The following is a 26,720-nucleotide window of genomic DNA, read 5'->3' on the forward strand; positions in this document are numbered from 1 at the left end:
CAGTTTCAAGCGAAGTTACTCGATGGTGACATCGCGGAAACATCGCCGGCGGGGCGTGGGTCAGTGCAGAGGTGACGAGCGGCGACGCAGATCTAGTGCAGGGGGAGTGCGGTGCCCATCGTGAGGCCCCACGGGTGGTGGATCACCGTGCGCAGGCCGACGTGCTCGTAGAAGCCGATCGCACGCGCGTTGCGCCCGCCCACACCCAGATGGACGCCCGGAGCGCCGTCGGCGTGAAGCTCGTCGAGCACGGCGAGCAGGAGCCGCTTGCCGTTGCCGCCGCCCTGGGCTACGGGTAGCAGATCGATGTGCAGATGGGCGGGGAAGTCCTGCAGCAGCGCAGGGTTCGTCCCTCCCGGCTGGTGGATCTTGCGGATCAGCGCGGCATCGGGGGAGTCCTCCTCCGGGCGTGGCATCGGGTAGCGCTCGCGCAGTGCCGGCCACCACTCGGTCTCGCAGCGCTGTTCGAAGCGTGCCGTCTCCGCGGTCGCGACGCAGTATCCCTGAGCGACGCCGTCGGGATCGCGAAGGACGAGGGCATGCTCGGGTTCGAGTGCGAGGTAGGCACCCAGGTAGATGTGGCCGAGCAGCTCGGGTTCCCGGTACTTGCTGGTGGCATCGTCGCCGGAGTCACCGGTGCGCACGCAGATCTCGTAGAGCCGGTCGTGATCCTCGGGCCGGTAGTGATCCAGCGCGAGTGCCGCAGGGGGGCGCTTGCGCGAGCTCGGCGGAGGTGCGGCGGGGCGCGTGGCGGGAGCAGCGCGCGTCTCCATGGCATCCACGGCGGCACTGAGCGCTCGCGGGTCGGGCTGATCCCATCCGGCACGGTGGGCCGCGAGGCAGACAGCCCCCACCACCGGCTCTGCTGCGTCCAGTGTGGTGAGGCCCTGGTGCACGAGATGGTCGCGGACGGTCGAGCGCACCGGCCCGTCCTTGGTGAGCACCGAACCAGCGAGGACCACGGTCGAGGCCGGCCGGGGCGAGACGGCGGCCAGCGACGTCAGGAGCCCGCCCGCTGCGCGCGCCACGATCTCCGCCGCCGTGGGATCGGGTTCGGAGGCCTCGCCGCCTCTGGCCAGGCGCGCTACCGTCCGCGCGAAGCTGCCGAGTTCGGCGGGCCGGGTGCCGTGTACCACGCGGATCAGGTCCTGCAGCGGGTCGCCGGTGCTCTCTCCCAGATGGTCGGCGGCGAACTGTGCCGCCGCTGGGGCCAGTGCCGTGGGTGTGGCGCGCCCGTCGAGGCTCGCGGCGCCGGCGCGCAGCCCTTCGAGCGCGATCCAGATCCCGCCGCCGACGTCCCCCAGCAGCCAGCCGAGGGCATCGGCGCGCGCAGCCTCGGCGAAGCCCTCGATGCGGAAGCTTGCCGCTCCGGTGCCGGCCAGGAGGACGGAGCCCTCAGGTTGTGCCGAGCCGGCCGCGAAGGCGATCACCGGATCTGGCACGATCTCGGCCGGTGCCGCGATACCGGCGTAACTCAGGGCCCCGCGCAGCAACTCGGTGATGCGGTCACCGGCTGCCGCTCCCGAGCCGGCCACCCCCGCCACGCACGCCACAACCTCAGCGACGGTGCCGGCAGCGAGGTGCTCGCGCACCTGGGCTTGGGCGGTGGCAATGACCGCGCCCAGCTGCCGGGGGAGGTCTCCGGGGGAGGAGTTGATGTTCGCCCCGCCACCCCGCGCGAGGCCGAGCAGCTCACCCTTGGCGCTCAGAAAGGCCGCCCGGGTGGATGTGCCACCTATGTCCAGACCCAGAACCAAGGGCATACGCTCACTCACAGGCACCTCTATCGTCGCTCCGATGCGGTGACACCCATGCGCCAAAGCATGCCGCCACTGGTCGTCTCCGTCTATGGTGGCACTAGTTTCCCCGGGCAGGGGCCGATCTGAAAATTCTGTACAGCCGCTGGAGGTTGCGCCGCATGACCCCCCAGACCGATCACGATATCCGTCAGCTTGCCCTCGGGGTCCTGCTGCCCGGGTTTTCCGGAACCACCGCGCCACCATGGCTGATCGAGGCCGCTCGCGAGGGCCTGGCCGGCGTCGTGCTCTTCGCGCAGAACACTCCGGATGTGCCCACCACCCGGGCACTGACGGACGCCTTGCACGCCGCGGGGCCGCTCCTGGTGATGGTCGATGAGGAAGGCGGGGATGTCTCCCGGCTCCAGGCCACCACCGGCTCCACGCTCCCGGGTGCGGCCGCCTTCGGGGCAGCCGGCGATGTCGATCTCACCCAGCGTGGCGGTCAGGCGCTGGGCGCCATGCTCGCGGCTGCCGGCATCGACGTGGATCTGGCCCCTGTGCTCGATGTGGCCTCGGAGCCGCGGAATCCGGTCATCGGCGTGCGTTCCTTCGGCCCGGATGCCGCCGCGGTCTCCGCCCACGGCGCGGCCTTCGTGCGGGGCCTGCACGCCGGCGGTGTGGCGGCCTGCGCGAAGCACTACCCCGGGCACGGCGCCACCACGGTCGACTCCCATCTCGCGCTGCCCACCCTCGATGTCTCCGAGGACACGCTGCGCCGGCGCGATCTGCCCCCCTTCGACGCCGCCGCCGAAGCAGGCCTGGATTCGCTGATGACCGGGCACCTGCACATCCCCGCGATCGGGCCGGAACCAGGCACTCTCGAGCCGGCCGTCACGGCGCTGGCTCGCCAGATGCCAGGCGGTGAGGACCGCGCCATCATCACCGATGCGGTGGACATGGCCGCCGTCGCCGGGACGGATCTGGCCACCTTCGGCGAGGCCTGTGTGCGGGCTCTGGAGGCTGGCGCGGACCTGCTCTGCCTGGGCACCACCCTCAACCGGGACGACGAAGCCCTCTTCGTCCGCGCGCTCGAAGCCGTCACCTCGGCACTGCGATCCGGACGTCTGGATCCGGCATTGTTGGTGCGGGCTGCGGAGCGGGCCGAGATGCTGCGTGAGCGAGTCCGCGCGCACCGGGCGAATGCGGCCGAAGTTGATGCCGACAACGCACTGGCCGCCGTCACCGAGGTCGGTGCTGAGGCGGCCCGCGCGGCGGTTCGATTCGCTCAAGGTAGCTCCGTTGCCGCGGGCGATCCGGTGCTGGTGGACCTCCGTCGGCGCGCCAACATGGCCACCGGTCGCACGGCCCCGGGCTTCCACAAGGCCTTGCGCCGGCGCTTCCCGGATGCTCCGATCTTCACGCCGGGCGTCCCTGGCTCGCCACCGCTCGCCGAGTCGCTCGCGAGCCTGGACCCGGGGGTGCGGGTACTCGCGTTGACCCGCGAACCACTCGCCGATCCTGGTGAGCAGGCCGACCTTGCTGCTGTCCTGGCGGCCTTCCCCGATGCGGTGGTGGTCCACGGGGGAGTGGCCGAGGGCGCTCCAGACCCGGGACCCGGCGGAACGCTGGTGCTCGCGCACGGTGTGGGGCTTGCCAACGCCGAGGCGGCGCTGGAGCTTCTGCTCAGTTCATCCTGAAGCCCTCTCGAGTTCCGGTCGGGAAAATTCCGCATTACAGTTCTGTTTCGTCCCTGGCTTTTATTCCTTAGGCGCCCATACTAATTGGCATGCCTATGACGCAGGCCACGTCCGCCCCGCTCGAGAGCTCCAGCGGGCGGTCGCGTGCGGTGGCTGCGGGGTTGACCCTGCGGCAATCGCGGCGCCGCCGCCCCGCAGAGGTGCGCGCGCACAACCGGGCCGTGGTGCTGGGCCTGCTCTTCCATGGCGAGCCGGTCTCGCGGGCTCAGCTGGCGCGCACGACCGGGCTGGCGCCGGTCACCATCTCCGATCTCGTCAGTGAGCTCCTGGCCGAGGGGATCGTCGCCGAGGCCGGCACGGCCAAGCAGCCCCGCGTGGGGAAGCCACCCACGTTGGTGGCCTTCCAGCACGGCAGCCGGCAGCTCGTGGCCCTCGATCTCTCCGAGGTGAAGGTGGCGCGCGGTGCGGTCCTCGATCTGTCGGGTCGAATCCTGCACCGCCGTTCGGCCTCTCTGGGAGATCCCGCCCACCTCGCGGAGCACCTCGAGGATCTGGCGCGCGAGCTCCTGGCGCTGACATCCGCCCCTGTTCTCGGCCTGGGTATCGGTACGCCGGGCCTGGTCGACCCGGCCGGCTACCTCGTGGAGGCCTCCAACCTCGCTTCGCATGATCTCGCCCTCGCCGAGATCCTCCACCAGCGCCTCGGCGTGCCGGTCCACGTGGAGAACGACGCCAATGTGCTGGCGCTCGGCGAGGTCACCTTCGGTCACGCTCCCGAGCACGGTCTCCTGACCGTCGCCCTGGGTCTCGGCGTGGGCGCCGGCATCGTGCTGCACGGCACGTTGATCCGTGGTCACCGCCTCGCGGCCGGGGAGATCGGGCACATCACCGTGGACGAGGAGGGTCCGACGTGTGCCTGTGGCCGCCGGGGCTGCCTCGAGGGTGCTGTCTCCAGCTCCACCTTGCGGGCCCGCCTCGGCGCGGACACAGGCCCTTCGGCGCAGCGGATCCGAGCCGAGGCCGGCGCCACTCTGGGCCGGGTCCTCGCCCCCATCGTCAGCGCGCTCAACCTCCAGCAGCTCCGGCTCTTCGGCCCCACCGAGATCTACGGCGGGGCCTTCATCGAGGCTCTCGAAGGCACCGTGCGCGGGCGGATCCTGCCTGCACTCGCTGCCGATCTTGATGTCCACTTCTCTCCGCTGGGCGAGGACGCCGTGCTCACCGGCGCGGTCGTCCCCGTCCTCATCGGCGAGCTCGGCTTCTCCTAAACCAGTCACTGTCGGCGGCCACCCCGCCGGTCCTCATCACAACCCAAGGAGCATCAGATGCGTCACATCCGATCCCGCTTCACCCCCGTGGCCGTGGGCGGCGTCGCCCTGGCCATGATCCTGTCCGCATGCAACGGAGACGAGCCCGCCGGCGAGAACGGCGAGAACGGCGCCGACGGCGAAAACGGTGCCGAGGGTGCCGAGAGCGCCGACCTGACCGCCTGGTTCATGGAGAACTCGGTGAACCAGGACGCGCTCGACTGGCTGGTCGAGGAGTTCGAGAGCCAGAACGAGGGATCGACCCTGACGATCCAGATCCAGCCCTGGCCCGGCATCGTCGAGCTCCTGCAGACCTCCCTGCCGGACTCCTCCCAGACCCCCGACGTCCTGGAGATCGGCAACACCCAGGCCTCGACCTTCACCTCGGTGGGTGCGTTCTCGCCGGTGGACGACATTCTCGAGGACCTCGGCGGCAGCTCACTCGTGGAGTCCGGTGTGGAGGCCGGCTCCTGGGAGGGAGAGACCTACGCGCCGCCGCTGTACATGGGCTCACGCATCATCTACTACCGCGCCGATCTGCTAGAAGAGGCCGGCATCGAGGTGCCGACCACCATCCGGGAGCTCGAGGACGCCGCCATCGAGCTCAACGAGCTCAACCCCGAGGACCAGGACGGCTTCACCGGCATGTACCTGCCGGCGGCCGACCCCAAGACGCTCGAGGGCTGGCTCTTCACCTATGGCGGGGAATACGCCGTGCAGCAGGACGACGGCACCTGGGAGGCCCAGCTCTCCAGCCCGGAGTCCCTCGAGGGCCTGCGGGCGGCCCAGCGTCTGCTGGATGAGGGCTCCGAGTACGCGCTGGACTCCAACGAGCAGGTCCAGGCGGCCCCCGAACTCTTCAGCGCCGGCCGGGTGGGCTTCCTCTCTGCCCTGGCCTTCGCTGAGGCCGACATCGATGAGGAGATGTGGGAGAACGGCCAGGTCGGTGTCATGGCCCTTCCCGGCACTGAGCCCGGGACCCCGGGCGTCACCTTTGCCGGTGGCTCCAACGTCGCGATCTCCGCTGCCTCGCCGAACCAGGAACTCGCCCAGGAGGTGCTCACGCTGATCTACGCCCAGGAGTTCCAGGAGCTGCTGGCTTCCGACGGCTGGGTGCCCGGCAACCTCGACTACGCCGGTGCGCTGGAAGGGCCCACGGCCGAAGCGCACGAACTGGCGGTGGAGCACTCCAAGCTCACCCCGAACACGCCGGCCTGGGGCGTGGCCGACTCCGCGCAGTTGCCCGTGGAGATCTGGACCCGGATCGCCCGCGGCGAGGACGTGGAGCAGGTGGCCGCGGACGTCGACGCTGAACTCGAGTCGATCCTGAACGACTGATGACCGCTCAACCACAGGTGCTCCCGGGTGGGGCCGGCTCCTCGCCGGCCCCACCGCCGGAGCGCCGCGCCGGATCGTCCCGCACGCTGGTGCGGCTCACACCCTTCCTGCTGCTGCTGCTCCCCGTGGGCCTCGTGGCGCTGGCCCTGGGCTACCCACTGTGGCGACAGGTGGTGATGTCCTTCCAGGAGTTCGGCCTCGCCCAGCAGTTCGGCCAGCCACCGGAGTTCGTGTGGCTGAGCAACTACACCGCGATCCTGAGCGACGGCTACTTCTGGACGGTCACCGCGCGCTCTCTGGTGTTCACCGCCGCCTGCGCGGCTGCGACCATGTTCGTGGGCGTCGGCCTCGCGGTGATGATGCAGCGCGTGACTGCCGCAGTGCGCGTTCTGCTTCAGGTGGTGCTCGTCTTCGCCTGGGCCACCCCGGTGATCGCCGCGGTGGCGATCTGGAAGCTCATGGTCGACCACCGGCATGGCGTGGTGAACGCCGTACTGGTCACGCTCGGCCTGGAGCAGTTCCAGGGCTTCCACTGGCTGCAGGAGTCCACCGGCACCTTCTTGCTGGTGGCGGGAACGGTCATCGTCTGGGCGAGTACGCCCCTGGTGGCCCTGGCTACCTTCGCGGCCCTGACTCAGGTGGACGACTCGGTGGTCGAGGCGGCCCAGCTCGACGGCGCGGGCCTGCTGCGCCGTCTGCGCTATATCGTGCTGCCAATCATCAAGCCGGTGCTCATCCTGCTGGCGATCCTGCAGGTGATCTGGGATCTGCGGGTATTCGCGCAGATCTACTCGCTGCAGCAAGGCGCCGGCTCCTCACGAGCCACCAACCTGCTGGGCACGTACATCTATCACACCGGCATCGGCGGCGGGAACTACGGCATGGCTTCGGCCCTGGCTATGGTCATGCTCGCGATCCTGGTGGTCCTGACCTGGCGTTACGTCCGCCTACTGGGCAAGCAGGGAGATCTGACGTGAACCCCACCAGCCGCCGGCGCTCCAAGCTGGTCGTGAACGGGGCGGCCATCGCCATAGCGCTGCTGTGGATCTTTCCGATCTACTGGATGATCAACGTCTCGCTGCAGCCCTCGGGGCAGATGCGTATCGACGGACCCACGGTGCTGCCCTTCGACTTCACGCCGGATGCCTACCTCGGGGTGCTGAACGACTCCTCCTTCTGGACCTCGCTCACCATGAGCCTGCGCGTCAGCCTGCTGTCGGTGGCCGTGGCACTGGTCTCGGCCACCCTGGCGGCCGTGGCGCTGAGCCGTTTCCGCTTCCGTGGCCGTACCGGGATGGTGGTGGCGGTGCTGATCATTCAGATGATCCCGGCCGAGGCGCTGTTCATCTCTCAGTTCCGCATGCTCTCCGGCTGGGGGCTGATCAACACCGTCACCGGATTGTCGCTGCTCTACGTGGGCACCGTGATGCCCTTCATCGTCTGGATGCTCAAGGGCTTCGTCGATTCCGTGCCCGCTGATCTGGAAGAGGCCGCCATGATCGACGGCTGCACCAAGGTGGGCGCCTTCTTCCGCGTGACCTTCCCGCTGCTCGGCCCTGGGCTGGTGGCCACCGGCGTGTTCGGATTCCTGGTCTCGTGGAACGAGTTCACCCTCGCTCTGGTGATCCTCTCCTCCGGCGGCCGGGTCACCCTTCCGGTGTGGTTGCAGAGCTTCCAGGAGGGCATGACTGGGACCGACTGGGCCGGGGTGATGGCCGGCTCCGCCCTGATCGCGATCCCGGTGCTCATCCTGTTCAGCATCGTGCAGAAGCGTATGGCCTCCGGGCTGGTGGCCGGCGCGGTGAAGGGCTAACTCCGCCAGTAGGCGCGGCTGCCGTGGCCCCGCAGCTCCGGGACGTGCCTAGAACAGGCCGCCGAGATTGGAGAGGAGGGAGTCGACCAGAGCTGCCGCTGCGATGGTCCCGAGGACCACCGACGTTGCGCCGATGAAGACGGCCCACACCAGGGTCAGTAGTGCATGGGGAATCAGCGGATCGGGTTTGCCGGCGGGCACGGCGCGCGCGATCCCGGCGTAGATCAGGATCTCGGCCACGATCACCACCACCACGGCCAACAGGCTGCCGACCACGAACTGGAGAAAGCCGAAGACGATCCCGGGCATCAGGGCCAAGGGGAACATGATCACCCAGAAGGCTCCGTAGACATGCCATGCCGCAGCCACGATGTTCCCCGCACCGGCGGCGCCGAGCGGGATCTGCCTCGTGGCGAAGGTCCAGCGCACAGTGAGGACCCGGAGCATGAAGAGCGTCGCGGTGATCAGGACCGGGCCGAAGAACCGCACCAGGAGCTCCGAGAGCGAGACGGTCGATGCCCAGCCGCTCAGGCCGTTGCTCAGCACGCCGCCGACCATGGAACTCAGCAGGATCGTCAGGCCCACCGTGATCGAGAGTGTTGCGCAGGAGAAGAGCCAGGGCCCGTGCTTGCTACCGATCTGCCGGCCCGCGACGAAGGGCGTCGCAAGCGCATCGTTGGTCTGACCGCGCAGGACCGACCCCAGGATCTTCGGAATCATGGCGAAGAGAACACCGATGGGTCCAGACGGCGAGCTTGCTGAGTGCGGTGGTGCGGTCGGACCCGCCGGGGTGCCGGCCGGAGACTCCGGCCCGGATGGCCTGGCGGGCCAGCCCGCAGGCGGGCCACCGCGAGGCGGTCCGCCCACCGGTGGCTGCTGTGCGTCGTGACCGGATGAATACTGCTCGCTCATGGTGCCCCCGGAATCATTGCCGTGGATTCAGAAGCGGAAGAAGGGCAGGAAGCCCGAGTAGAACATCGCTTCGAAACTGATGGACAGGATGATGGCCACCAGCAGGAAGACCATTGCCGCGTGGGCCAGCGAAAGGAGAACATGGGGGACCAGCGGGCCCTTCGGCGACTCCACCCGGCGAGCGATCCCCACGTAGATGATCAGCTCAGCACCCAGGATGGCCACGAAGCCGACGGCCGCGCTGCCCAGGCTCACCAGGAAGCCTCCCACGGGCCCGGGGAGCAGGCTCAGCGGCACCAGTACGGCCCAGAAGGCCACGTAGAGCGAGCCCGCGGCGGCCATGAGGTTCCCAGCCTCCGCGAGTGAGGCGTCCGCGACCTGCCGCACGCCCAGGGTCCAGCGGATGGTGAACACCCGCAGCACGAAGGACGCGCCCGCGAGAAAGGGGACGAGCACCATGCTCGTCACGTACGTCATCGCCGAGACACCGAAGGGCGAACTCACCCGCATACTGATGTCGCTGACCAGGGTGCCGAACAAGCCCGTGATCATCGCCAGCACGACCACGGTGCCACCGACGGTGAGCCACGGTCCGTGCGCCTTCCCGAGCTTCTGGCCGAGCTCGCCCGGGTAGGTGAGCGCCGCACCCGTATCGCCCGACCAGATGCGCTTGAGCACGGTGAGGGGAACCAGCGCGAAGGCTGCGAAAGCACTGGGCTTCCTCGGGGCCGCGGGCTGCTCAGGAACTGGGCCGTAGTGCTGGCCGGCCGATGCCTGACTGCCGGGAGCGCCGGGGTAGGGGTGCTGCGGCGGAGGGTAGCCGGGCTGCTGCGTCTGGCTGCCGGGAGCGCCGGGGTAGGGATGCTGCTGGGGAGGGTAGCCGGGCTGCTGCGTCTGGCTGCCGGGAGCGCCGGGGTAGGGATGCTGCTGGGGAGGGTAGCCGGGCTGCTGCGGCGCCGGCTGCTCATAGACCGGTTGCTGATCCGGCGAGTAGGGCTGTTCCGGGCCGGGGTGCTCGGGATGGACCGGGGGGTGGGGAACCGGTCCGGCAGCCGCATCATCGCCGGCAGGCGGGTGCGAAGGGTGGTCGGTCATCGTGGTCTCCCTGAGTTGCCCCTGATCGTCTTGCACGTCGGCGAGACGATATCAGCCACGTCTTCCTCAGCTCCGGGCGCTTGGGGCTGGGCGGAAGGCCCAGCTGAGGCGAGGCTGCGCCGCAGGGTGCCGGCTCAGGCCCCGGCGTCCTCGGGCACTCGCACCATGCCCTCCTGGGCCAGGGTGGCCACATGAGTGCCGTCCTCGGCGAAGACCCTCGCAGTACCGAGACCGCGGCCCCCGTGTGCCGAGGGGGATTCCTGGGCGAACAGCAACCACTGGCCGACGTCCACCGGCCGGTGCCACCACATGGCATGGTCCAGGCTCGCGAGCGACAGCCCGCGGGTCCGCCAGGAGATCCCGTGACGGCGCAGTACCGGCTCGAGCATCACCTGGTCACAGGCGTAGGCCAGGAGCGCGCGGTGGTGGACCTGGCTCAGGCCGGCAGGGAGCTCCGAGCGGGCACGGATCCACAGCAGCTGCTGGTCGGTGCGCGCCTCACCGGCATCGAGGTAGAGATCGCCGCCCACGTGCCGGATCTCGAAGGGAGCGGTGCGCACCATGAACTGCGCGGCGGGATGATCGACCTGTTCGAAGGTCTCCAGCGCGCTGGGCACGCTCTCCGGCGCCGGGGCCGCCGGGGCCACGGAGCCGTGATCCCGTCCGGGTTGGTCGACCTGATAGCTGGAAATCATGGAGAGGATGGGCGTGTCCTGCTGCAGTGCATGGGTGCGGCGGGTGGAGAAGGATCGGCCATCGTGCAGACGTTCGACAGCGAACTCCACCGGGTGATCCAGAGAGCCGGGGCGCAGGAAGTAGCCGTGCACCGAGTGAGGTGAGCGCGCGCCTTCGCCCGCTGCCGGGACGGTGTCGGCAGCGGCGATGATCGCCTGGGCGAGCACCTGACCGCCGTACACGCGCTGCTGGATAGTGGGAAGGGTCGGTCCCACGAAGGCGTTCGGGCCGGTGCGCTCCAGGCGCAGTGCCCGGAGCAGGTGGCCCAGTGGGCCCTCAGCATCGGTGGGCAGATCGAGGACGTCGGAACTCGGAGGTGTCTCGGCGCTCATGGCCTCATTCTCTCGCATGGCGGGCGCATTCCGGCGCCACCGGTGTCCCTAGAGCAGTGACCGCCGGACGTCGGCGCCGGGTTGCGGCGGGCCCTCGGGGGCGCCCGCCGCGTTGACCATGGCGTTCGCCGCTCGTTCGAGATAGTCCCAGAGCATCGCCGCGACGTCCTCGCGCAGGTCGAGCTCGGCCATGGCGTCCCGCATATGCCGCAGCCAGCGATCCCGCGCCTCGACAGTGACCTGGAAGGGTAGGTGGCGCATCCTCAGCCGCGGATGGCCGCGTTGCTCGGAGTACGTCGTCGGCCCGCCCCAGTACTGCTCGAGGAACAGGCGCAGCCGCTCCTCGGCGCCCTCCCAGTCGTCCTGCGGGTACATCGGCGCGAGCAGGTCGTCCTCGCGCACACCCTGATAGAAGCGGCGTACCAACCGGCGGAAGCCCTCCTGCCCGCCCATCGCGTCGTAGAAAGGAGAAGTCACAGTCCCAACTCTCTCAGCACCGGCAGTTCGCTGCGTACTCGCATCCGCGCCTCCTCGGCCGTCTCGGCATCGGCAGCCAGCCGTGCCAGGCGGAGACAGGTGGGAAAGTCCGTGTCGGACAGCACCGCGGCCACGTCGCCGAGCGCGCGGGGCGTCATCGACAGCGACGTCACCCCCAGGCCGACCAGGACCACCGCGAGCGCCGGGGCCGCAGCCATCTCGCCGCAGACTCCGACGGGCCGGCCCTGCTGGGCGCCGCCCTGGCAGCTCGCCTCGATCAGGCGCAGCACGGCGGGGTGCCATGGATCCGAGAGATCCGCCAGCGAACCGAGCTGGCGGTCCGCCGCCAGGGTGTACTGGATGAGGTCGTTGGTGCCCAGGGAAGCGAAAGTTGCTCGCGAGAGCAACTGCCCGGCCATCATCGCGGCTGAGGGCACCTCGATCATCACCCCGGCCTGAGGGAGCCCGTGGCGTTCGCACAGCGCGACGAAGTCCTCTGCTTCGGTCACGGTGGACACCATCGGCGCCATGACCCACACCTCGGCGTCAGTGCCCTGGCCGGCTTCGGCGATGGCGGCGAGCTGGTTCTCCAGGACCTGGGGGGCGATCCGGGCCGTCCGCAAACCGCGCAGACCCAGGGCCGGGTTGGTCTCGCGAGCGTTGGTGACGAAGGGCAGTGGCTTGTCCGAACCGGCGTCGAGGGTGCGGATGACCACCTTCTTGTGTGGGAAGCGCTCCAGCACCTGGCGGTAGGCCTCAGCCTGTTCGGCCACGCTGGGCTCACTGGTGCGGTCGAGGAAGCAGAACTCGGTGCGGAAGAGCCCGATCCCCTCGGCCCCCGCCTGCGCCGCCTCCGCTGCACCGGAAGGATCGCCGATGTTGGCCAACAACTCGACTCGGTGACCGTCCTGGGTGCGGCCGGGGCCGGTCGGGGCGCGCACCTCGGAGGGCCGCGCGGCCACCTCGACCGACTCCGGGCTCGGGTCCACCTCCACGGTGCCCGCAGAGCCGTCCACCAGCAGCATGCGGCCTTCGCTCAGTTCGCCGTCCCACGCCGCGGCCGCACCCAGGCCGACGACGGCGGGGATGCCGAGATCCCGGGCCAGGATCGCGGTGTGGGAGGTCGGGCCGCCCTCGGCTGTGACCAGGGCCAGCACCTTGGCGGGATCGAGCAGTGCCGTCTCGGAGGGGGCGAGGTCGAGGGCCACCAGCACGAAGGGATGATCGTGGACCGGTACCCCTGGGACCGGCCGGCCGCTCAAGTGAGCCACGATGCGGTCCCGGACGTCCTCGACGTCGCGTGCGCGGGCGGCGAGGTAGCCGCCGATCTCCCCGAAACGGGCGATCACCTGGTCCGCTGCCTGCCAGACCGCCAGTGCCGGCGGGGTCCGCTGTGTGCGCACCAGCTCCTGGGCGCTGGTCACCAAGGTCGGGTCGGCGGCCATCTGAGCGGTGGCTTCCAGCAGCTCGCGGCGCTCCCCGGCGACGGTCGCGGCGTCGGCGCGCAGTGTGGCGGCCACCCACCGGGCGGCGCGGCGTACCCGTGCGGCTTCGTGCTCGACGCGGTCCTCCGCGACATCAGGCGCTGTGGGAGGAGGACCTGCCTGGGGGCGTGCTCGGGCGATCGGTCCGGCTGCGCGTCCGGGGCTCACCCCGACTCCCCGGAGCAAGCGGCCGGCGGGGAGGGGGTCCGGGTGGGACCATGAATCATCGCCCATCCGCCACATTGTGCCCGCTTCGTGCCCCTGTGCCGCGCAATTGCGGGCGAATCGCGCTCTCACCGGCGGTTCTCCGGCGTGAAGTGCATCGCATCGCGGGTAGGATCGCCCTACGCACGGAACCAACGGAGGCACCAACATGTCCAGCGAGAAGAGCAAAGCCGACAAGATCCTGGCTGCCCTCGGTGGCGCTGCGAACATCCGCGTCGTGGAACCGTGCATCACCCGGCTTCGCGTGGAGGTCGAGGACCCCACGGTGGTGGGTGAGGACCAGTTGAAGGAGAACGGCGCGTTTGGCGTCGTGCGCACCGGCCGGGTCGTGCAGATCGTGGTCGGGCCCGTCGCCGATGAGCTCGCCGCCGAGATCGACGAGCTCCTCTGAGTGTGGCGCTACCCCGTGACGCTGCACCGATGAGTGAATCCGACATCCAGGCGCCCCCCGAGGTCGATGCCGACCTCGCTGCTCTCGCTACCGTCCACGGCGTGGCCACCGAGTACGAGGACAACACCGGTTCCATGCGGCCGGTCCCCGGTGAGACGGTGCGCGCCGTGCTGCACGCCCTCGGGGTGCCCGCGGCAGACGAGAAGGAGGTCCTGGCCTCTCTGGACGATGCCGAGGTCGCCCCGTGGCGCCGGTTCCTGCCGCCCAGTGCGGTGGTGCGGGCCGGTCAGACCACGACGATCCCCGTCCATGCGCCCGCTGACACCTCCGTGGTGCTCACGCTCCAGCTGGAGGATGGCACCGAGCTCCCGATGGCACTGCGTCCGGACACCATCGCGCCACGGCTCGTCGACGGTGTGCCGATCGCGCGGTCCTTCGTCGACCTCCCGGAGGACCTGCCCCAGGGGTGGCATCGTCTGCGCGCCGCCGTGGGGGAGGGCAGACGTCACCGCGCCCATCGCCGGGCCACCACCACCGTGGCAGTCGTGCCACAGCGGCTGCCGGACCCACTGGACGGCGGCCGCGGCTGGGGTGCCATGGCTCAGCTCTACTCCATGCGTTCCGCCCACTCCTGGGGGCTGGGCGATCTGGCTGACCTCGCTGAGCTCGCCGACCTGACCGGGACGCTGGGCGGCGACTTCCTGCTCATCAACCCGCTGCACGCCGCCGAGCCGACCGCTCCGATGAGCGACTCGCCCTACCTGCCGGCCACCCGGCGCTTCGTCAACCCCATCTACATCCGTCCCGAGGACATTCGCGAGGCTGCCTACCTCGCCGGCCCCGAGCGCGCCCTGGTGCACTGGGCCGCTGAAGAGGTCCGGGAGATGAACTCCAGTGCCGAACTGCTCAACCGCAACGCGGTGTGGTCGGCCAAGAGCGAAGCGCTCAGCGTCATTTACGCAGCGCCGCGCTCCCTGGCCCGGCAGTCCGCATTCGAGCGTTTCCGGGCGCGTGAGGGCCGCGGACTCGAGGACTTCGCGCTCTGGTGCGCGCTCTACGAGGAACATGGAAACTCTCCCTGGCCGCCCGAACTGCTCGACGCCTACGGTCCGCATGTGGCCCGCGTGCGGCGCCGGCTGGCTGGCCGCATCGACTTCTTCGCCTGGCTGCAGTGGGTGGCCGACGAGCAACTCGCGGCCGCCCAGCGTCAGGCCAGCCAGAGCGGCATGGGAATCGGCATCATGCATGACCTCGCTGTGGGCGTGCACGGCAGCAGCGCCGAGGTGTGGACCGACGCGGAAGTCTTCGCCACCGGCGTCACCGTGGGGGCGCCGCCGGACATGTACAACCAGCAGGGGCAGGACTGGTCGCAGCCACCATGGCGCCCCGACCGGCTCGCGGAGACCGGGTACGCCCCTTTGCGCAACATGCTGCGGACGGTGCTGCGTCACGCCGGGGCCATCCGGGTGGATCACATCATGGGCCTCTTCCGGCTCTGGTGGGTTCCCCAGGGCCGACCGGCCTCGGAGGGCACCTACGTCACCTACGACGGCGAGGCGATGCTGGGTGTCCTGCTCCTGGAGGCCTCGCGCGCCGGCGCGGTGGTCATCGGAGAGGACCTCGGCACCGTGGAGCCCGAGGTCCGCGAACAGCTCGCCGAACGTGGCGTCCTGGGTTCCGATGTGCTGTGGTTCGCCAAGTCCCGGAAGGGCCGGCCTCTCCCGCCCTCGCGCTACCGCACCGGGGCACTGGCCACGGTCACCACGCATGACCTGCCGCCCTCAGCGGGTTACCTGGCGGGCGAGCACGTCGATCTGCGCCGCCGGCTGGGGCTACTCACCCGCCCGGCTGAGGTGGAGCGCATGGCTTTCGAGTCCGAGCGCGCAGCCATCCTGAATGCTCTCCGGAGCGAGGGCCTGATCAACGAGGACCCCACTGAGCGGGAGATCGTCGAGGCGCTGCATGGCTACGTGGCACGCACCGCCGCGGTGCTGGTGGGGATGGCCTTCACCGATGCCGTGGGGGAGCGCCGCACGCAGAACCAGCCCGGGACCTTCACGGAGTACCCCAACTGGCGCTTGCCGCTCGCCGACGGTGCCGAGGAACCCGTGAGTATCGAGGAGCTCGCGCGCAGCCCTCGCCTGCACTCCCTGGTCGAACGCATCCGCACCGAGATGGATCGCGCCGATCTCGCACGCCACGCGCGTGCCGAGGCCGGACCCCGGGAATGAGCCTGACCGTCCGGGCCCCGGTCTCGGGAACGGTACGTGAACTCAGTGAGGTGCCGGATCCGGTCTTCGCCCAAGCGATGATCGGTGCCGGTCTGGCCATCGACCCCGAGGCCGACGGCAGCTTCGAGGTGGTCAGCCCGCTCCGTGGCCGAGTGCTCACCCTGCATCCCCACGCCGCGGTGATCCTCAGCGAGGCAGAGGAACAGCACCGCGACGCCGAGGACCGGACCACGGGGCCCGCGCGCCGCCGCGGCGTGCTGATCCACGTGGGCATCGACACCGTCAGACTCAAGGGCATCGGCTTTACCCTCCATGTACGCGCCGGGGAACACGTCGAGCTGGGGCAGCCGCTGGTCACGGTCGATCCCGCTGCCGCTCGTGAGGCCGGGTACAGCCTTCTCGTGCCGGTGGTCGCCATGGAGGCACCCACCGCCGCGCTGGGGCAGCACGCCCCACCCGATCACCCCATCGCGGTAGGTGACCAGCTCTACACCTGGCTCTGAGGGACCGCATCCGCCGTGCCCACGTAGGCTGGCAGGTATGCCTGCCGATCCCGCCGCCCCCACCGGCTCTCCAGCACCAGGGGAGGGCCGGCCCCAGGTGCGTCCTGCCGCTGAGGGATGGCGTCAGCGCACCGACTCCGAGGGGCGCCCCCTCCTGCAGTTCGCTCAGGGGCCACGGGTCAGCCAGCCACCCACGCACCTGGCCGACCTCAGCCTGGACGAACGCATCGCCAAGGCCAAGGAGCTGGGCTTACCGGGCTTCCGAGCCAAGCAGCTCTCGGTGCACTACTTCTCTCGCTACACCACCGACCCGGCGCAGATGACCGACCTGCCGGCCGGGGAGCGCGACCAGCTCGCTGCTGAGTTCTTGCCGCCACTGCTCACCGAGGTGCGCCGGCTCACCACCGATGACGGTGCCACGGTGAAGTTCCTGTGGCGGCTCTTCGACGGCGCCCTGGTCGAGTCGGTGCTCATGCGCTACCGCAATCGCATCACCCTGTGCGTGTCCTCGCAGGCGGGGTGCGGGATGAACTGCCCCTTCTGCGCGACCGGTCAGAACGGCCTGACCCGCAATATGTCCTCCGCCGAGATCGTCGATCAGATCGTCCGCGCCAACCGATTGATCGCCGAAGGTGGCCTGGACGGCGGGGCGCGCGGCGCAGAGGAGACCCTCCCCCTCGGCGCCGAGGCCGACGACGAGGCGCCCGACAGTGGCGGCCCTGTGCGCGTCTCGAACATCGTCTTCATGGGGATGGGGGAGCCGCTGGCCAACTACAAGCGGGTGATGAATGCTGTGCGTCGCATGGTGGGGCCATCTCCCGAGGGGCTGGGCATGAGCGCTCGCGGCATCACCATCTCGACCGTCGGCCTGGTGCCGGCGATCCGCAAGCTCGCCGAGGAGAACCTGCCGATCACCTTTGCGCTGTCGCTCCATGCTCCCGACGACGAACTGCGCGATGAGCTGATCCCGGTCAACTCCCGGTGGAAGGCCGACGAGGCCATCGACGCGGCGCACGACTACTTCCGCAAGACCGGCCGCCGCGTGTCCATCGAGTACGCCCTGATCAAGGACATGAACGACCACCCCTGGCGGGCGGACCTGCTCGCCAAGAAGCTGCTGGCCCGCGGCCGCGGCTGGGTGCACGTCAACCCGATCCCGCTGAACCCCACCCCCGGCTCGATCTGGACCAGCTCCGAACCGCAGGTGATGGCCGAGTTCGTGCGCCGCCTGAACACCGCCGGCATCCCCACCACACTGCGAGACACCCGTGGCAAGGAGATCGACGGCGCCTGCGGCCAGCTCGCAGCCGCAGAGTAGCGGGCCATCGGAGGCCTGCACCCTCGGGTGCGGCGAGGCCTCTCAGTCGCGCCGCACCCGGGCAGTGCTCATCGGGCGGCGCGGTCCGCCCCCTGGGCACGCACCGCACGTTCGGCGCCGTCCAGCGCCTCGATGACCAGCCGGCGCAGCGCCGCAGGTGCGTCGGGGTGAGCCTCGAGCCACTGGTGGCTCATGGCCACGATGTCCACCGTCTCGGTGCGGCCGGCCAGGCCGATCGGGTAGAGGCCACTGACCACCTGCTGGGCCATCTGGTTGGTCTTCTCCTTCCAGACACGCTCCAGGGCGGCGAAGTAACGCTCGGCGTAGGGCTCCAGAAGCCGGTGATCGTGTACGTGGGTGAAACCGGCGATCACGTTCCGCTGTACGGCGTTCGGCAGATCGTCGCCGTCGACCACATCGGCCCACGCCTGGGCCTTGCGGTCGGCCTCGGGTACCAGAGCTCGCGCCTTTCCGGCCTGCTGCTGCCCAGCAGCGGTGGAGTCGCGCTTGAGCTCGGCGTCGAGCACCGCCTCATCGGCGCGGCCACCGGCTGCCAGACCGTGCACCAGTGCCCAGCGCAGATCGGTGTCGATCTCCAGGCCCACCAGTCCCGCCGTCGTGGCCGCAGCCTCCGCGTCCTCACCCAGGAGCGCTTCGAGCACCGCGAAGTGTCCCTCGTCCACTGCGTGGTCGGTGAAGGAACGTATCAGCTGCAGCTGCGAGTCCGATCCGGGCTCAGCCGAGCGTGCCAGGTCCAGCAGGCGGCTGGCCACCATCGAGGAAGCCTCGTCCCGCACCTCGGGGGCCACGTAGGAGCCGAGTGTGGTGGCGATCTGGCGCAGCAGCACCAGCACCACGGTTGAGTCGGTCTCGGTGGCCACGGCGCGCAACGCCAGATCCAGGAAGCGGCGGGCCGGCCATTCGCCGTCGCGGGTCATGTCCCATGCGGCGGTGAGCACCAGTGCGCGGGGGAGGGAATCGGCGAAGCCGTCGAGGTGGCTGGTGGCCGCTTCCAGGGAGTCGCTGTCCAAGCGGATCTTCGCGTAGGCGAGGTCGTCGTCGTTGAGCAAGATCAGATCGGGGCGCTGCCGGCCGGCGAGCTCGGGCACCTCGGTGCGCTCACCGGTGACGTCGATCTCCACCCGCGTGGTGCGCTGCAGGACGGCGTCGCCGTCACGTACGACGTCATAGCCACCCACGGCCAGGCGGTGCGGGCGCAGTGTGGGGTGTTCCTCCGGCGCCTCCTGCAGGATGCTGAAGGAGGTGATGACGCCGTCATCGTCGGTCTCGATCTCCGGGCGCAGGAGGGTCACGCCGGCCTGTTCGAGCCAGAGCTTGGACCACGCCGACAGGTCTCGCCCGGAGGTGGCCTCAAGCTCGACGAGCAGATCCGGCAGCTCGGTGTTGCCCCAGGCGTGCTTGGCGAAATAACGCTGCACGCCGGTGAGGAACTCCTCCTGGCCCACCCAGGCCACGAGCTGCTTGAGCACCGAGGCGCCCTTGGCGTAGGTGATGCCGTCGAAGTTCACTTCGACATCCTCGAGATCGTTGATCTCGGCGACCACGGGGTGGGTGGAGGGGAGCTGGTCCTGGCGGTAGGCCCAGTTCTTCTCCAGTGAAGTGAAGGTGGTCCAGGCCTGGGTCCATTGGGTGGCCTCGGCGGTGGCAAGCGTGGAGGCGTACTCGGCGAATGACTCGTTCAGCCACAGGTCGTTCCACCAGCGCATGGTGACGAGGTCGCCGAACCACATGTGGGCGAGCTCGTGCAGGATCGTCACCGCACGCCGCTCGACCATCGCCTCGGGCACCTTGGAGCGGAAGACGTAGTTCTCCAGGAACGTGACCGCCCCGGCGTTCTCCATGGCGCCGGCGTTGAACTCCGGCACGAAGAGCTGGTCGTACTTGGTGAAGGGGTAGGGCTGGTCGAAGGCCTCCTCGTAGAAGCGGAAGCCAGCCCGCGTGATGTCCAGGATGTTCTCGGCGTCGAGGTGCTCGGCCAGCGAGGACCGGCAGTACACCCCCAGGGGGATCGTGCGACCATCCCGGGACGTCAGTTCGCTGCGCACCTCGTGGTACGGGCCGGCGATCACGGCCGTGATGTAGGTGGACATCACCTCGGTGGGAGCGAAAGTCCACGTCCGCGTGGCCGGCTCCGCTCCGGCGGGCTCACTGACTTCGGCGGCCGGGGCATTCGAGATGACGCTCCAGTGCGCGGGCGCCGTCACGGTGAAGGAGAAGCTGGCCTTGAGGTCGGGCTGGTCGAAGCAGGCGAACACCCGCTTGGCGTCGGCCACCTCGAACTGGGAGTACAGGTAGGTCTCGCCGTCGACCGGGTCGGTGAAGCGGTGCAGGCCCTCGCCGGTGTTCATGTAGCGGCAGGTGGCCTCGACCACCAGTTCATTCTCCGCAGCCAGTCCCTCCAGGGCGATCCGCGAATCCGCGAAGGCCGCGACGGGCACGGCCGCGCCGTTGAGCCCGATGCGCTGAACTGAGTCGGCGATCAGGTCAACAAAGGTGGCCGGGCCGGTGGCGGCGAAGCGGATCGTGGTGGTGGAGGAGAAGCTCTCCTCCCCGCTGGTCAGGTCGAGATGCACCTCGTAGGCGGAGGTGGTGATGGTGGCGGCGCGCTCGGCCGCCTCGGTGCGGGTGAGGTTCTCTCCAGGCATGGGACGAGCGTAGTTGGTGCTCGAAACCCCGCGGTCCCCGCCGCACGAGGCGACGGGGACTGCGGGGTATCCAGGGGAGGGAGGCGGACGGTCAGTCCTCGACCGTGATCTCGCCGTCCTGGTCGATCCAGTAGGTCGTTCCGTCCTCGGCGGCCTCGGCCTCGATCTCGAAGTTGCCGTCGTTGAGCTCGAGCTGCTGGGTCATGTAGGAGGTCTCCTCCGAGCGTTCGACCGGAAGTACCCACATGCCGTAGTTCTGCTCGGGGGCGCTCACGTCGTCTGCGAGGAAGAACTGGGTCTGGTCGTCGCCGAACTCCTCCAGCCCGTCCAGCACCGACTGGCGTGCGCCCTCGAGGTCCGCTACCACCTGCGGGTGGGCGTACTCGTCGGCGGACTCCTCGGCGGCCGGGTCGTCCCCCTCGTCAGACTCGCCACCCTCATCGCCGTTGCCGCATGCCGCGACGAAAGCCAGGGCGAGGGCGGCCGCGCCAGCCATCAGGACCTTGGGCCGTCCGGTGGACCGGTTCCGGCGGATGGTGGTGGTGCTCATGTTTCTCTCCTTGTGTGGTGATGCGGGGGTCATGGCTCGTGCCGGCCGCGCATGATGTGCGGCCGGCACGAGCCCGTCCGGTCAGTCGATCAGACCGGACCAGTTCAGGCCGAAGCCGAAGCTCCAGTCGTTGCCGGCGGAGTCCACGTAGGTCTCGTGGTCCTCGCCGACGTCCTCCAGCTGTGCCTCCACGGCGTCCATGGAAGCGGGGAAACCGATGGGCAGTCTGCCCTGCGGCTCGTGCAAGCCGAGAGCCACCTCGAGCGCGGCCTGGTCGGAGATGCCGAAGGCGGCGATCACCGCGTCCGCCTGCTCCTCGAACTCGGTGGGGACCACCGGGTTGTTCGCCTTGACCACCACGAGGATCGGGATGTCCTGGCCGCTGGCTTCCACGGCCTCCACGGCGCGCTCGAAGGCGTCGAGGTCGGCCTCGTTCGAGATCCTCGAGGTCTCACCGAAGTATGAACGGTTCTCCTGCTCGCCGTCGACGATGTCACCGGCGATGGAGACCTCACGCACATTCGGCCCATCGGCGGTGTAGGGGCGCCACTGCAGCGAGAGGGGGTACCAGGTGTCCTCGTCCCGATCGAGCCCGGCGTAGGAGAAGTTGTTGCCGTTGTCCGGGCTGCGCATGCCCACCACGACCACGTCGACATCGCTGAGGTCCGGCGCGGTGTACCCGGTGACCTGCTCGTTCTCGTCGAGCTCGTACTCGTCTGTCACGACCGTGCCGAAGTACTCCTCGGCCACCTCGAGGTCCATCGTGGGACCTTCGGTGTACTCGGCCTCGCCGAAGCTGGGGTGACCGAAGTCGAAGGAGCGGGGGATGTAGACAGTCTGCTCGGACCAGTCGCCGGCCTCCGTCTCAGTGATGGCGTCCTCGTTCTTCAGCAGGACCGCGGAGTCCAGCTGAGCCTCGAAGCCGGCGTCCAGCCGGTCCTGGCTGGCGACGACCTGCTCCGACTCCTCGGGGTCGAGGTAGGGGCTCTCGTACAGACCGGCGTTGAAGATCAGGTTCAGCACGCGCTCACCGGTGAGCGCCCAGCGCTCATCGGCGTCCATGTCGAGTTCGCCCGCCTCGTAGGCCTCCTGCCAGAGGTCATAGGCGGCGAGCACCGGCTCCACGTCGTTGTTGCCACCGAACATGTCGTGACCGGTGCGGATGATCTCGAAGTGGCGCTCCTCGATCGAGAGGTCCTCCGCCCCCCAGCCCGTGCCGAGGGCGGTGTCTGGGTCGGACATCGACCGGGTCACGGCCCAGTCGGTCACGACGACACCCTCGTAGCTGTTGTCCTCGCGCAGGATGTCCATCCGGCCCTGGTCGTACGCGGTGCCGACGCGCTCACCGAAGAGCGGCTCACCCTCACCGTCCACGGCGATGGAGTAGGCGGTCATGACCGCAGCGGCGTCGAGGGCCGCCAGGAAGACCGAGGCGTGCTCGTCGAAGTTGTCGCCCGGGTAGACGCCGTACTGACCCACGCTGGTGTGCGACTCACGGCCGCCTTCACCCGGGCCGTCACCGGCGTAGTGCTTGATCATGGCGGCCACGGACTCCGAGCCCCACTCGTCCTGGCCTGCGGTGCCCTGGAAGCCCTCGACGTAGGCCTGAGCCATCTCGATGGCCAGATCCGCGTTCTCGCCGAAGGTGCCCTCGACGCGAAGCCAGCGCGGCTCGGTGGCGAGGTCGATCTGCGGGCTCAGGGCAGTGGTGATGCCCATGGCGCGGTACTCGGCCGAAGCCATCTCCGCGAAGTTGCGCATGTGCTCGACGTCGAAGGTCGAGGCGAGACCGAGGTTCGAGGGCCAGCGGGAGATGTCTCCGTCGGCGTCGTAGGCGGCGCCGTCACCCGCGGTCGATCGCGGGTCGGAGGAGAAGTTGACCGGGATGTAGGGCTCGTCATCGCTGGCGAGGGTCTCGACGTAGGCCTGCATCTCGTTGACCCAGCCGACCACGTGATCGACCTCGTTGGGTCCGGCGTTCAGCACGTTGCGCAGGCGCGACTCCTGGAGGTACTCCTGCTGGGCATCGGTCAGCCCGGCGCGCGGGTCGCGCTCGTGGCTGGAGAAGAGCATGAGGCCAGCGACCTGCTCGATGGAGAGCTGGCCTGCGAGATCCTCGGCGCGGGTGCGGGAGTCTTCGCGCCAGTCCTCCCAGACGTCGAGCTCGCCGTTGCCGTTCATGTCCTTGAAGGCATAGGTACGGCCATCGATCTCCTCCTCGAGGATCTCGACGTTGCTGTCCGCGGCGTAGCTCAGCGTTGGCCCGTCACCGGGGTTGCGCACGACAACGAAGGTGGTGGTGCCGTCATCCACTTCCTCGATCTCGTACTCATCCAACTCGGCGCCGGCTCCGGCGTCGTCTTCCGTGGCCCCGTCGTCTGGCCCGTCGGTGGGCTCCTCGGACGCGTCAGTGGTGCACGCGGCGAGAATCAAAGCGCTGGCAGCGGCAACCGCCACACTGGCCCGGATCGGTGTGACCCTCATCGGTCTCTCCTTGTGTCGTCGTCGACTCTTGCTCGCCGGGGGTTCGGGCGTGAGGCAGCCTGTACCGGCGGTGACACCAACCAATCAAGGAGTGAGCATGACGGGCCGCAGTGGTTGCATAACTTGTCGAAACGGGGGCACATCCTGTCCGCAGAGGCAGCGTGGTGCACCGGGCAGAACAGCTTGTGCGACCGAAGCGACAGGTTGTGCACGGCGGTGCTGGCCGCCGATCGCGCCGCTGTTGTCATGGAGTCACCTAATTTCACGCATTGAGTGCGCCGCCGTCGTCGCCAGGCCAGGGACGTACGCGGGGCCTCACCCCGGCAAGACCACAGAAGTCCTCGCCGGGACAACGACCGCGCGAGGAGATCGCAGTGAGTGACGCCCCGGCGAAGACGCCGATGTCCAATCGCAAGTACCTGTCCATCTGGACGCCGATCATCGCGATCCTGATCGCGCTGGTCATCGCCGCCAACTTGGCGATCCAGGTCTATCTCGGCTGGATCGAATCCCAGCTGGGTACCGGCACATGGGAGGTGGAGAACGCGCCCGAGGCGGAGAACTGGGACACCGACTACCACACCAGCCAGTACGCCTCGCTGGAGGAGGCACAGGAGGCTGCCGGTGAGCTGATCGAGGAGATCGCCGGCGAGGGCATCACGCTGCTGAAGAACGCCGACGACGCGCTGCCGATGGCCGCCGGCGCGGTCACCCTCTTCGGCCGCACGGCCGCCGAGCCCGTCTATGGCGGTTCCGGCTCCGGCTCGGTGGACGTCTCCACCGCCGTGAACGTGCGCGGGGGCCTGGAGCACGCCGGCTTCGAGATCAACGACGCCGTCTACGAGACGCTGCAGGAGTTCGCCGCAGACGCTCCGCGCACCAGGATCGCCATGGACGACCCGGAGTCCTCGACCTTCGCCGTGGGTGAGATGCCGGTGTCCGGCTACGACGGCCTCACCGACACCTTCGCCGACTACTCCGACGCCGCGATCGTGGTCTTCGGCCGTGGAGGCGGCGAGGGCGGCGACCTGGCCACCGATATGGAGGGCTGGGACGAGAACTACTTCGAGGGCCAGCACGAGCTGATGCTCAACGTGGACGAGCAGCAGACCCTGGAGCTCGCCCAGGACAACTTCGACGAGGTCATCGTCATCATCAACTCCTCCAACATCATGGAGGCCGGCATCCTCGAGGACGACCCCGACGTCGACGCCGTGCTCTGGACCGGCGCGCCGGGACAGACCGGGTTCAACGCGCTCGGGGACATCCTCACCGGTGAGATCAACCCCTCGGGACGCACCGTGGACCTGTGGGCCTCGGACTTCTCCGCCGACCCCACCTTCGCGAACTTCGGCCGGTGGGAGTACACCAACATCGACAGCTCCAACGCCTCGGTGATCGGTGGCTCCAACAACGCCGACATGGAGGACGGTGCGTTCTTCGTCGAGATCGAGGAAGGCATCTACTACGGATACCGGTTCTACGAGACCGCCGCTGAGGAGGGCTTCCTCGACTACGACGACGCCGTGGTCTACCCCTTCGGCTTCGGCCTGAGCTACACCGACTTCGAGTGGGAGCTCACGGGCTCCACCGAGCCGGACGTCGATGGCGTGATCGAGATGGAGGTGACGGTCACCAACACCGGTGACGTCGCGGGCAAGGACACCGTCCAGCTCTACTACACCGCTCCCTACACCCCGGGCGGCATTGAGAAGTCGCACGTGGTGCTGGCGGACTTCGCCAAGACCGACGTGCTCGCGCCGGGGGACTCCGAGACGGTGACCGTCGAGGTGGCTGTGGAGGAGATGGCCTCCTTCGACTACGACGGCGCGGGAGCGTTCGTCCTGGAAGAGGGCACTTACGAGCTGAAGATCCAGACCGACAGCCACAACCTCGCCGAGGGCATCGACCCAGTGGAGTACGAGGTCACCGAGACCATCGTCTACGACGAGTCGAACCCGCGTTCCAGCGACGACGTCGCGGCGACCAACCAGTTCGACGAGGTCAGCGCGCACTTCTCCGGCAGCGCCGATGGCGAGGGCGCCCACCTGATGTCCCGCGAGGACTTCGGTGCGACCTTCCCCACCGCACCGACGGAGCAGGACCAGCAGGCTTCCGAGGACATCATCGCCGGCTTCCAGAAGTACGACGAGGAAGCGGCCGCCGAGGCCTCGGAGGCCGAGATGCCCACCACCGGCGCCGGCAACGGCATGGCACTGATCGACCTGCGCGGGCTGGAGTACGACGACCCGGCCTGGGACGAGCTGCTCGACCAGCTGACCGTCAACGAGATGACGACGATGCTGCTCAACGGTGCCTACAACACCGATGGCATCGCCTCGATCGCCAAGCCGCGCACCAACGACATCGATGGGCCGCACGGCTTCACCTCCTTCATCAACCGCGACTTCAACGGAGCCGCGTACCCCTCGGCACCGGTCATCGCGGCCACCTGGAACAAGGACCTGCTGTATCGGATGGGTGAAGCGCTCGGTGAGGAAGCCCTGCACATGGGCGTCTCCGGCTGGTATGCACCCGGCGTGAACCTCCACCGGTCGCCCTTCGCCGGCCGGAACTTCGAGTACTACTCCGAGGATCCGATCATCTCCGGCATCCTGGGCGCCGAGGTGGTTTCCGGTGCGGCGAGCAGGGGCCTGTACACCTACACCAAGCACTTCGCGCTCAACGACCAGGAGCTGGGCCGGGTCGACAACGGCATCGCCACCTGGGCGGACGAGCAAACCATGCGGGAGATCTACTTCAAGCCCTTCGAGACCATCGTGAAGGAATCCTCGGCGGAGATCCCCTACATCGCCGACGAGAGCGGCACCATCGAGACCGCCGAGATCGGCTCGATGGCGATGATGAGCTCCTTCAACCGCGTGGGCGCTACCTGGGCCGGGGGAGACCCGGCGCTGCTCGACGACGTCCTGCGGCAGGAGTGGGGCTTCCGGGGTGTGGTGATCACGGACTTCAACCTCTACGAGTACATGTACCCGGACCAGTCCATCGCGGCCGGGACGGACCTGCAGCTCACGATGGCGCCGATGAAGTCCTTCGAGGACACCTCCAGCGCCGAGGCCGTGACGAACATCCGCACCGCCACGCACAACGTGCTGTTCGCGGTGGCCAACTCCAACGCCATGAACGGCTTCGCTCCGGGCGCGGAGATCGACTACACCCCGCCGACCTGGCGCTACATCCAGCTCGGTATCACCGTGGTGATCGGACTGCTGATCGCCTTCGGTGGGTACCGCGTCGTGCGCCGGGTGCAGCGTCACTCCGGCGGACAGGCTGCCGTGATCGCCGACGGGCCGGCCAACCCCGCTGACGAGACCGCCGAAACGCACTGAGTACCCGCCGGCCCACCAGCTTCTGTTGGTGGGCCGGTGCGGACCAGGCGCTTGCGACGACGAGAGAGAC

General features: G+C 69.0%; 19 protein-coding genes. 10 read left to right on the plus strand and 9 right to left on the minus strand.

From position 1 onward, the window contains the following. Positions 1-92: 92 nt before the first annotated feature. Positions 93-1,775: a BadF/BadG/BcrA/BcrD ATPase family protein gene (locus EDD31_RS14655; RefSeq protein WP_170163288.1), complete on the minus strand. Its 1,683-nt coding sequence runs from the start codon at positions 1,773-1,775 to the stop codon at positions 93-95. 143 nt (positions 1,776-1,918) lie between these two features. Between EDD31_RS14655 and EDD31_RS11345 the strand changes: the two genes are divergently transcribed. From EDD31_RS11345 to EDD31_RS11365, 5 genes are all read left to right on the plus strand, one after another. After that, positions 1,919-3,436 carry a glycoside hydrolase family 3 N-terminal domain-containing protein gene (locus EDD31_RS11345; RefSeq protein ID WP_123304252.1) on the plus strand — a complete coding sequence of 506 codons (1,518 nt, stop codon included), beginning with the start codon at positions 1,919-1,921 and terminating at the stop codon, positions 3,434-3,436. 89 nt (positions 3,437-3,525) lie between these two features. Beyond that, entirely contained in the window at positions 3,526-4,704 is a 1,179-nt protein-coding gene (locus EDD31_RS11350) for an ROK family protein (protein WP_211336113.1), read from the plus strand. A gap of 57 nt (positions 4,705-4,761) precedes the next feature. Beyond that, complete coding sequence (locus tag EDD31_RS11355; RefSeq protein WP_245991148.1) at positions 4,762-6,081, plus strand: extracellular solute-binding protein; 1,320 nt, start codon at positions 4,762-4,764, stop codon at positions 6,079-6,081. Then, complete coding sequence (locus EDD31_RS11360; protein ID WP_123304254.1) at positions 6,081-7,058, plus strand: carbohydrate ABC transporter permease; 978 nt, start codon at positions 6,081-6,083, stop codon at positions 7,056-7,058. Before EDD31_RS11355 ends, EDD31_RS11360 begins: the two co-directional genes overlap by 1 nt. Next, positions 7,055-7,894: a carbohydrate ABC transporter permease gene (locus EDD31_RS11365; RefSeq protein WP_170163289.1), complete on the plus strand. Its 840-nt coding sequence runs from the start codon at positions 7,055-7,057 to the stop codon at positions 7,892-7,894. Before EDD31_RS11360 ends, EDD31_RS11365 begins: the two co-directional genes overlap by 4 nt. Before the next feature lie 48 nt (positions 7,895-7,942). On the opposite strand, the gene EDD31_RS11370 is transcribed toward EDD31_RS11365, so the two are convergent. The 5 genes from EDD31_RS11370 to ptsP all read right to left on the minus strand — a co-directional run bounded on the left by EDD31_RS11370 (position 7,943) and on the right by ptsP (position 13,163). After that, entirely contained in the window at positions 7,943-8,614 is a 672-nt protein-coding gene (locus tag EDD31_RS11370) for a hypothetical protein (protein WP_123304255.1), read from the minus strand. A gap of 219 nt (positions 8,615-8,833) precedes the next feature. Next, positions 8,834-9,901: a hypothetical protein gene (locus EDD31_RS14805; RefSeq protein ID WP_170163290.1), complete on the minus strand. Its 1,068-nt coding sequence runs from the start codon at positions 9,899-9,901 to the stop codon at positions 8,834-8,836. 134 nt (positions 9,902-10,035) lie between these two features. Beyond that, positions 10,036-10,968, minus strand: a complete 933-nt coding sequence (locus EDD31_RS11380; RefSeq protein ID WP_123304256.1) for an acyl-CoA thioesterase — start codon at positions 10,966-10,968, stop codon at positions 10,036-10,038. 48 nt (positions 10,969-11,016) lie between these two features. Further along, the gene (locus EDD31_RS11385) at positions 11,017-11,421 is read right to left on the minus strand and encodes a globin (RefSeq protein ID WP_123305461.1); all 405 of its coding nucleotides are present in this window, start codon (positions 11,419-11,421) and stop codon (positions 11,017-11,019) included. A 20-nt stretch (positions 11,422-11,441) separates the two neighbouring features. Then, the gene (gene ptsP / locus EDD31_RS11390) at positions 11,442-13,163 is read right to left on the minus strand and encodes a phosphoenolpyruvate--protein phosphotransferase (RefSeq protein ID WP_123305459.1); all 1,722 of its coding nucleotides are present in this window, start codon (positions 13,161-13,163) and stop codon (positions 11,442-11,444) included. A 139-nt stretch (positions 13,164-13,302) separates the two neighbouring features. Here ptsP and EDD31_RS11395 point away from each other — a divergent pair, with 139 nt between their 5' ends. Genes EDD31_RS11395 through rlmN form a run of 4 tightly spaced genes read left to right on the plus strand, consistent with a single transcriptional unit; the run spans position 13,303 to position 17,597 of the window. Beyond that, positions 13,303-13,545, plus strand: a complete 243-nt coding sequence (locus EDD31_RS11395) for a PTS sugar transporter subunit IIB (RefSeq protein WP_123304257.1) — start codon at positions 13,303-13,305, stop codon at positions 13,543-13,545. Positions 13,546-13,574: 29 nt separating this feature from the next. After that, positions 13,575-15,776: a 4-alpha-glucanotransferase gene (malQ, locus tag EDD31_RS11400; protein ID WP_123305463.1), complete on the plus strand. Its 2,202-nt coding sequence runs from the start codon at positions 13,575-13,577 to the stop codon at positions 15,774-15,776. Further along, entirely contained in the window at positions 15,773-16,279 is a 507-nt protein-coding gene (locus EDD31_RS11405) for a PTS sugar transporter subunit IIA (protein ID WP_123304258.1), read from the plus strand. Before malQ ends, EDD31_RS11405 begins: the two co-directional genes overlap by 4 nt. Positions 16,280-16,316: 37 nt before the next feature. After that, the gene (gene rlmN / locus EDD31_RS11410; protein ID WP_123304259.1) at positions 16,317-17,597 is read left to right on the plus strand and encodes a 23S rRNA (adenine(2503)-C(2))-methyltransferase RlmN; all 1,281 of its coding nucleotides are present in this window, start codon (positions 16,317-16,319) and stop codon (positions 17,595-17,597) included. A gap of 68 nt (positions 17,598-17,665) precedes the next feature. Here rlmN and pepN read toward each other — a convergent pair whose 3' ends face one another. The 3 genes from pepN to EDD31_RS11425 form a co-directional block, all read right to left on the minus strand. Beyond that, the gene (gene pepN, locus EDD31_RS11415) at positions 17,666-20,263 is read right to left on the minus strand and encodes an aminopeptidase N (protein ID WP_123304260.1); all 2,598 of its coding nucleotides are present in this window, start codon (positions 20,261-20,263) and stop codon (positions 17,666-17,668) included. A 91-nt stretch (positions 20,264-20,354) separates the two neighbouring features. After that, positions 20,355-20,813, minus strand: coding sequence for a hypothetical protein (locus tag EDD31_RS11420; protein WP_123304261.1), 459 nt, complete (start codon positions 20,811-20,813; stop codon positions 20,355-20,357). An 81-nt stretch (positions 20,814-20,894) separates the two neighbouring features. Continuing rightward, positions 20,895-23,297 (minus strand): glycoside hydrolase family 3 protein, encoded by a 2,403-nt coding sequence (locus EDD31_RS11425; protein ID WP_123304262.1) that lies wholly within the window; start codon positions 23,295-23,297, stop codon positions 20,895-20,897. Between the two features lie 374 nt (positions 23,298-23,671). Between EDD31_RS11425 and EDD31_RS11430 the strand changes: the two genes are divergently transcribed. Next, positions 23,672-26,650, plus strand: coding sequence for a beta-glucosidase (locus tag EDD31_RS11430; protein WP_245991149.1), 2,979 nt, complete (start codon positions 23,672-23,674; stop codon positions 26,648-26,650). The last annotated feature ends 70 nt before the right edge of the window (positions 26,651-26,720 follow it).

Source organism: Bogoriella caseilytica (assembly GCF_003752405.1).
Classification (GTDB): domain Bacteria; phylum Actinomycetota; class Actinomycetes; order Actinomycetales; family Actinomycetaceae; genus Allobogoriella; species Allobogoriella caseilytica.

Excerpts from the sequence above, each read along its gene's own strand:
- EDD31_RS11345 (WP_123304252.1), top strand. The coding sequence starts at position 1,919 with ATGACCCCCCAGACCGATCACGATATCCGTCAGCTTGCCCTCGGGGTC.
- EDD31_RS11350 (WP_211336113.1), top strand. The coding sequence starts at position 3,526 with ATGCCTATGACGCAGGCCACGTCCGCCCCGCTCGAGAGCTCCAGCGGG.
- EDD31_RS11355 (WP_245991148.1), top strand. The coding sequence starts at position 4,762 with ATGCGTCACATCCGATCCCGCTTCACCCCCGTGGCCGTGGGCGGCGTC.
- EDD31_RS11360 (WP_123304254.1), top strand. The coding sequence starts at position 6,081 with ATGACCGCTCAACCACAGGTGCTCCCGGGTGGGGCCGGCTCCTCGCCG.
- EDD31_RS11370 (WP_123304255.1), bottom strand. The coding sequence starts at position 8,614 with ATGATTCCGAAGATCCTGGGGTCGGTCCTGCGCGGTCAGACCAACGAT.
- EDD31_RS14805 (WP_170163290.1), bottom strand. The coding sequence starts at position 9,901 with ATGACCGACCACCCTTCGCACCCGCCTGCCGGCGATGATGCGGCTGCC.
- EDD31_RS11380 (WP_123304256.1), bottom strand. The coding sequence starts at position 10,968 with ATGAGCGCCGAGACACCTCCGAGTTCCGACGTCCTCGATCTGCCCACC.
- EDD31_RS11385 (WP_123305461.1), bottom strand. The coding sequence starts at position 11,421 with ATGGGCGGGCAGGAGGGCTTCCGCCGGTTGGTACGCCGCTTCTATCAG.
- ptsP (WP_123305459.1), bottom strand. The coding sequence starts at position 13,163 with ATGGGCGATGATTCATGGTCCCACCCGGACCCCCTCCCCGCCGGCCGC.
- EDD31_RS11395 (WP_123304257.1), top strand. The coding sequence starts at position 13,303 with ATGTCCAGCGAGAAGAGCAAAGCCGACAAGATCCTGGCTGCCCTCGGT.
- malQ (WP_123305463.1), top strand. The coding sequence starts at position 13,575 with ATGAGTGAATCCGACATCCAGGCGCCCCCCGAGGTCGATGCCGACCTC.
- EDD31_RS11405 (WP_123304258.1), top strand. The coding sequence starts at position 15,773 with ATGAGCCTGACCGTCCGGGCCCCGGTCTCGGGAACGGTACGTGAACTC.
- rlmN (WP_123304259.1), top strand. The coding sequence starts at position 16,317 with ATGCCTGCCGATCCCGCCGCCCCCACCGGCTCTCCAGCACCAGGGGAG.
- pepN (WP_123304260.1), bottom strand. The coding sequence starts at position 20,263 with ATGCCTGGAGAGAACCTCACCCGCACCGAGGCGGCCGAGCGCGCCGCC.
- EDD31_RS11420 (WP_123304261.1), bottom strand. The coding sequence starts at position 20,813 with ATGAGCACCACCACCATCCGCCGGAACCGGTCCACCGGACGGCCCAAG.
- EDD31_RS11425 (WP_123304262.1), bottom strand. The coding sequence starts at position 23,297 with ATGAGGGTCACACCGATCCGGGCCAGTGTGGCGGTTGCCGCTGCCAGC.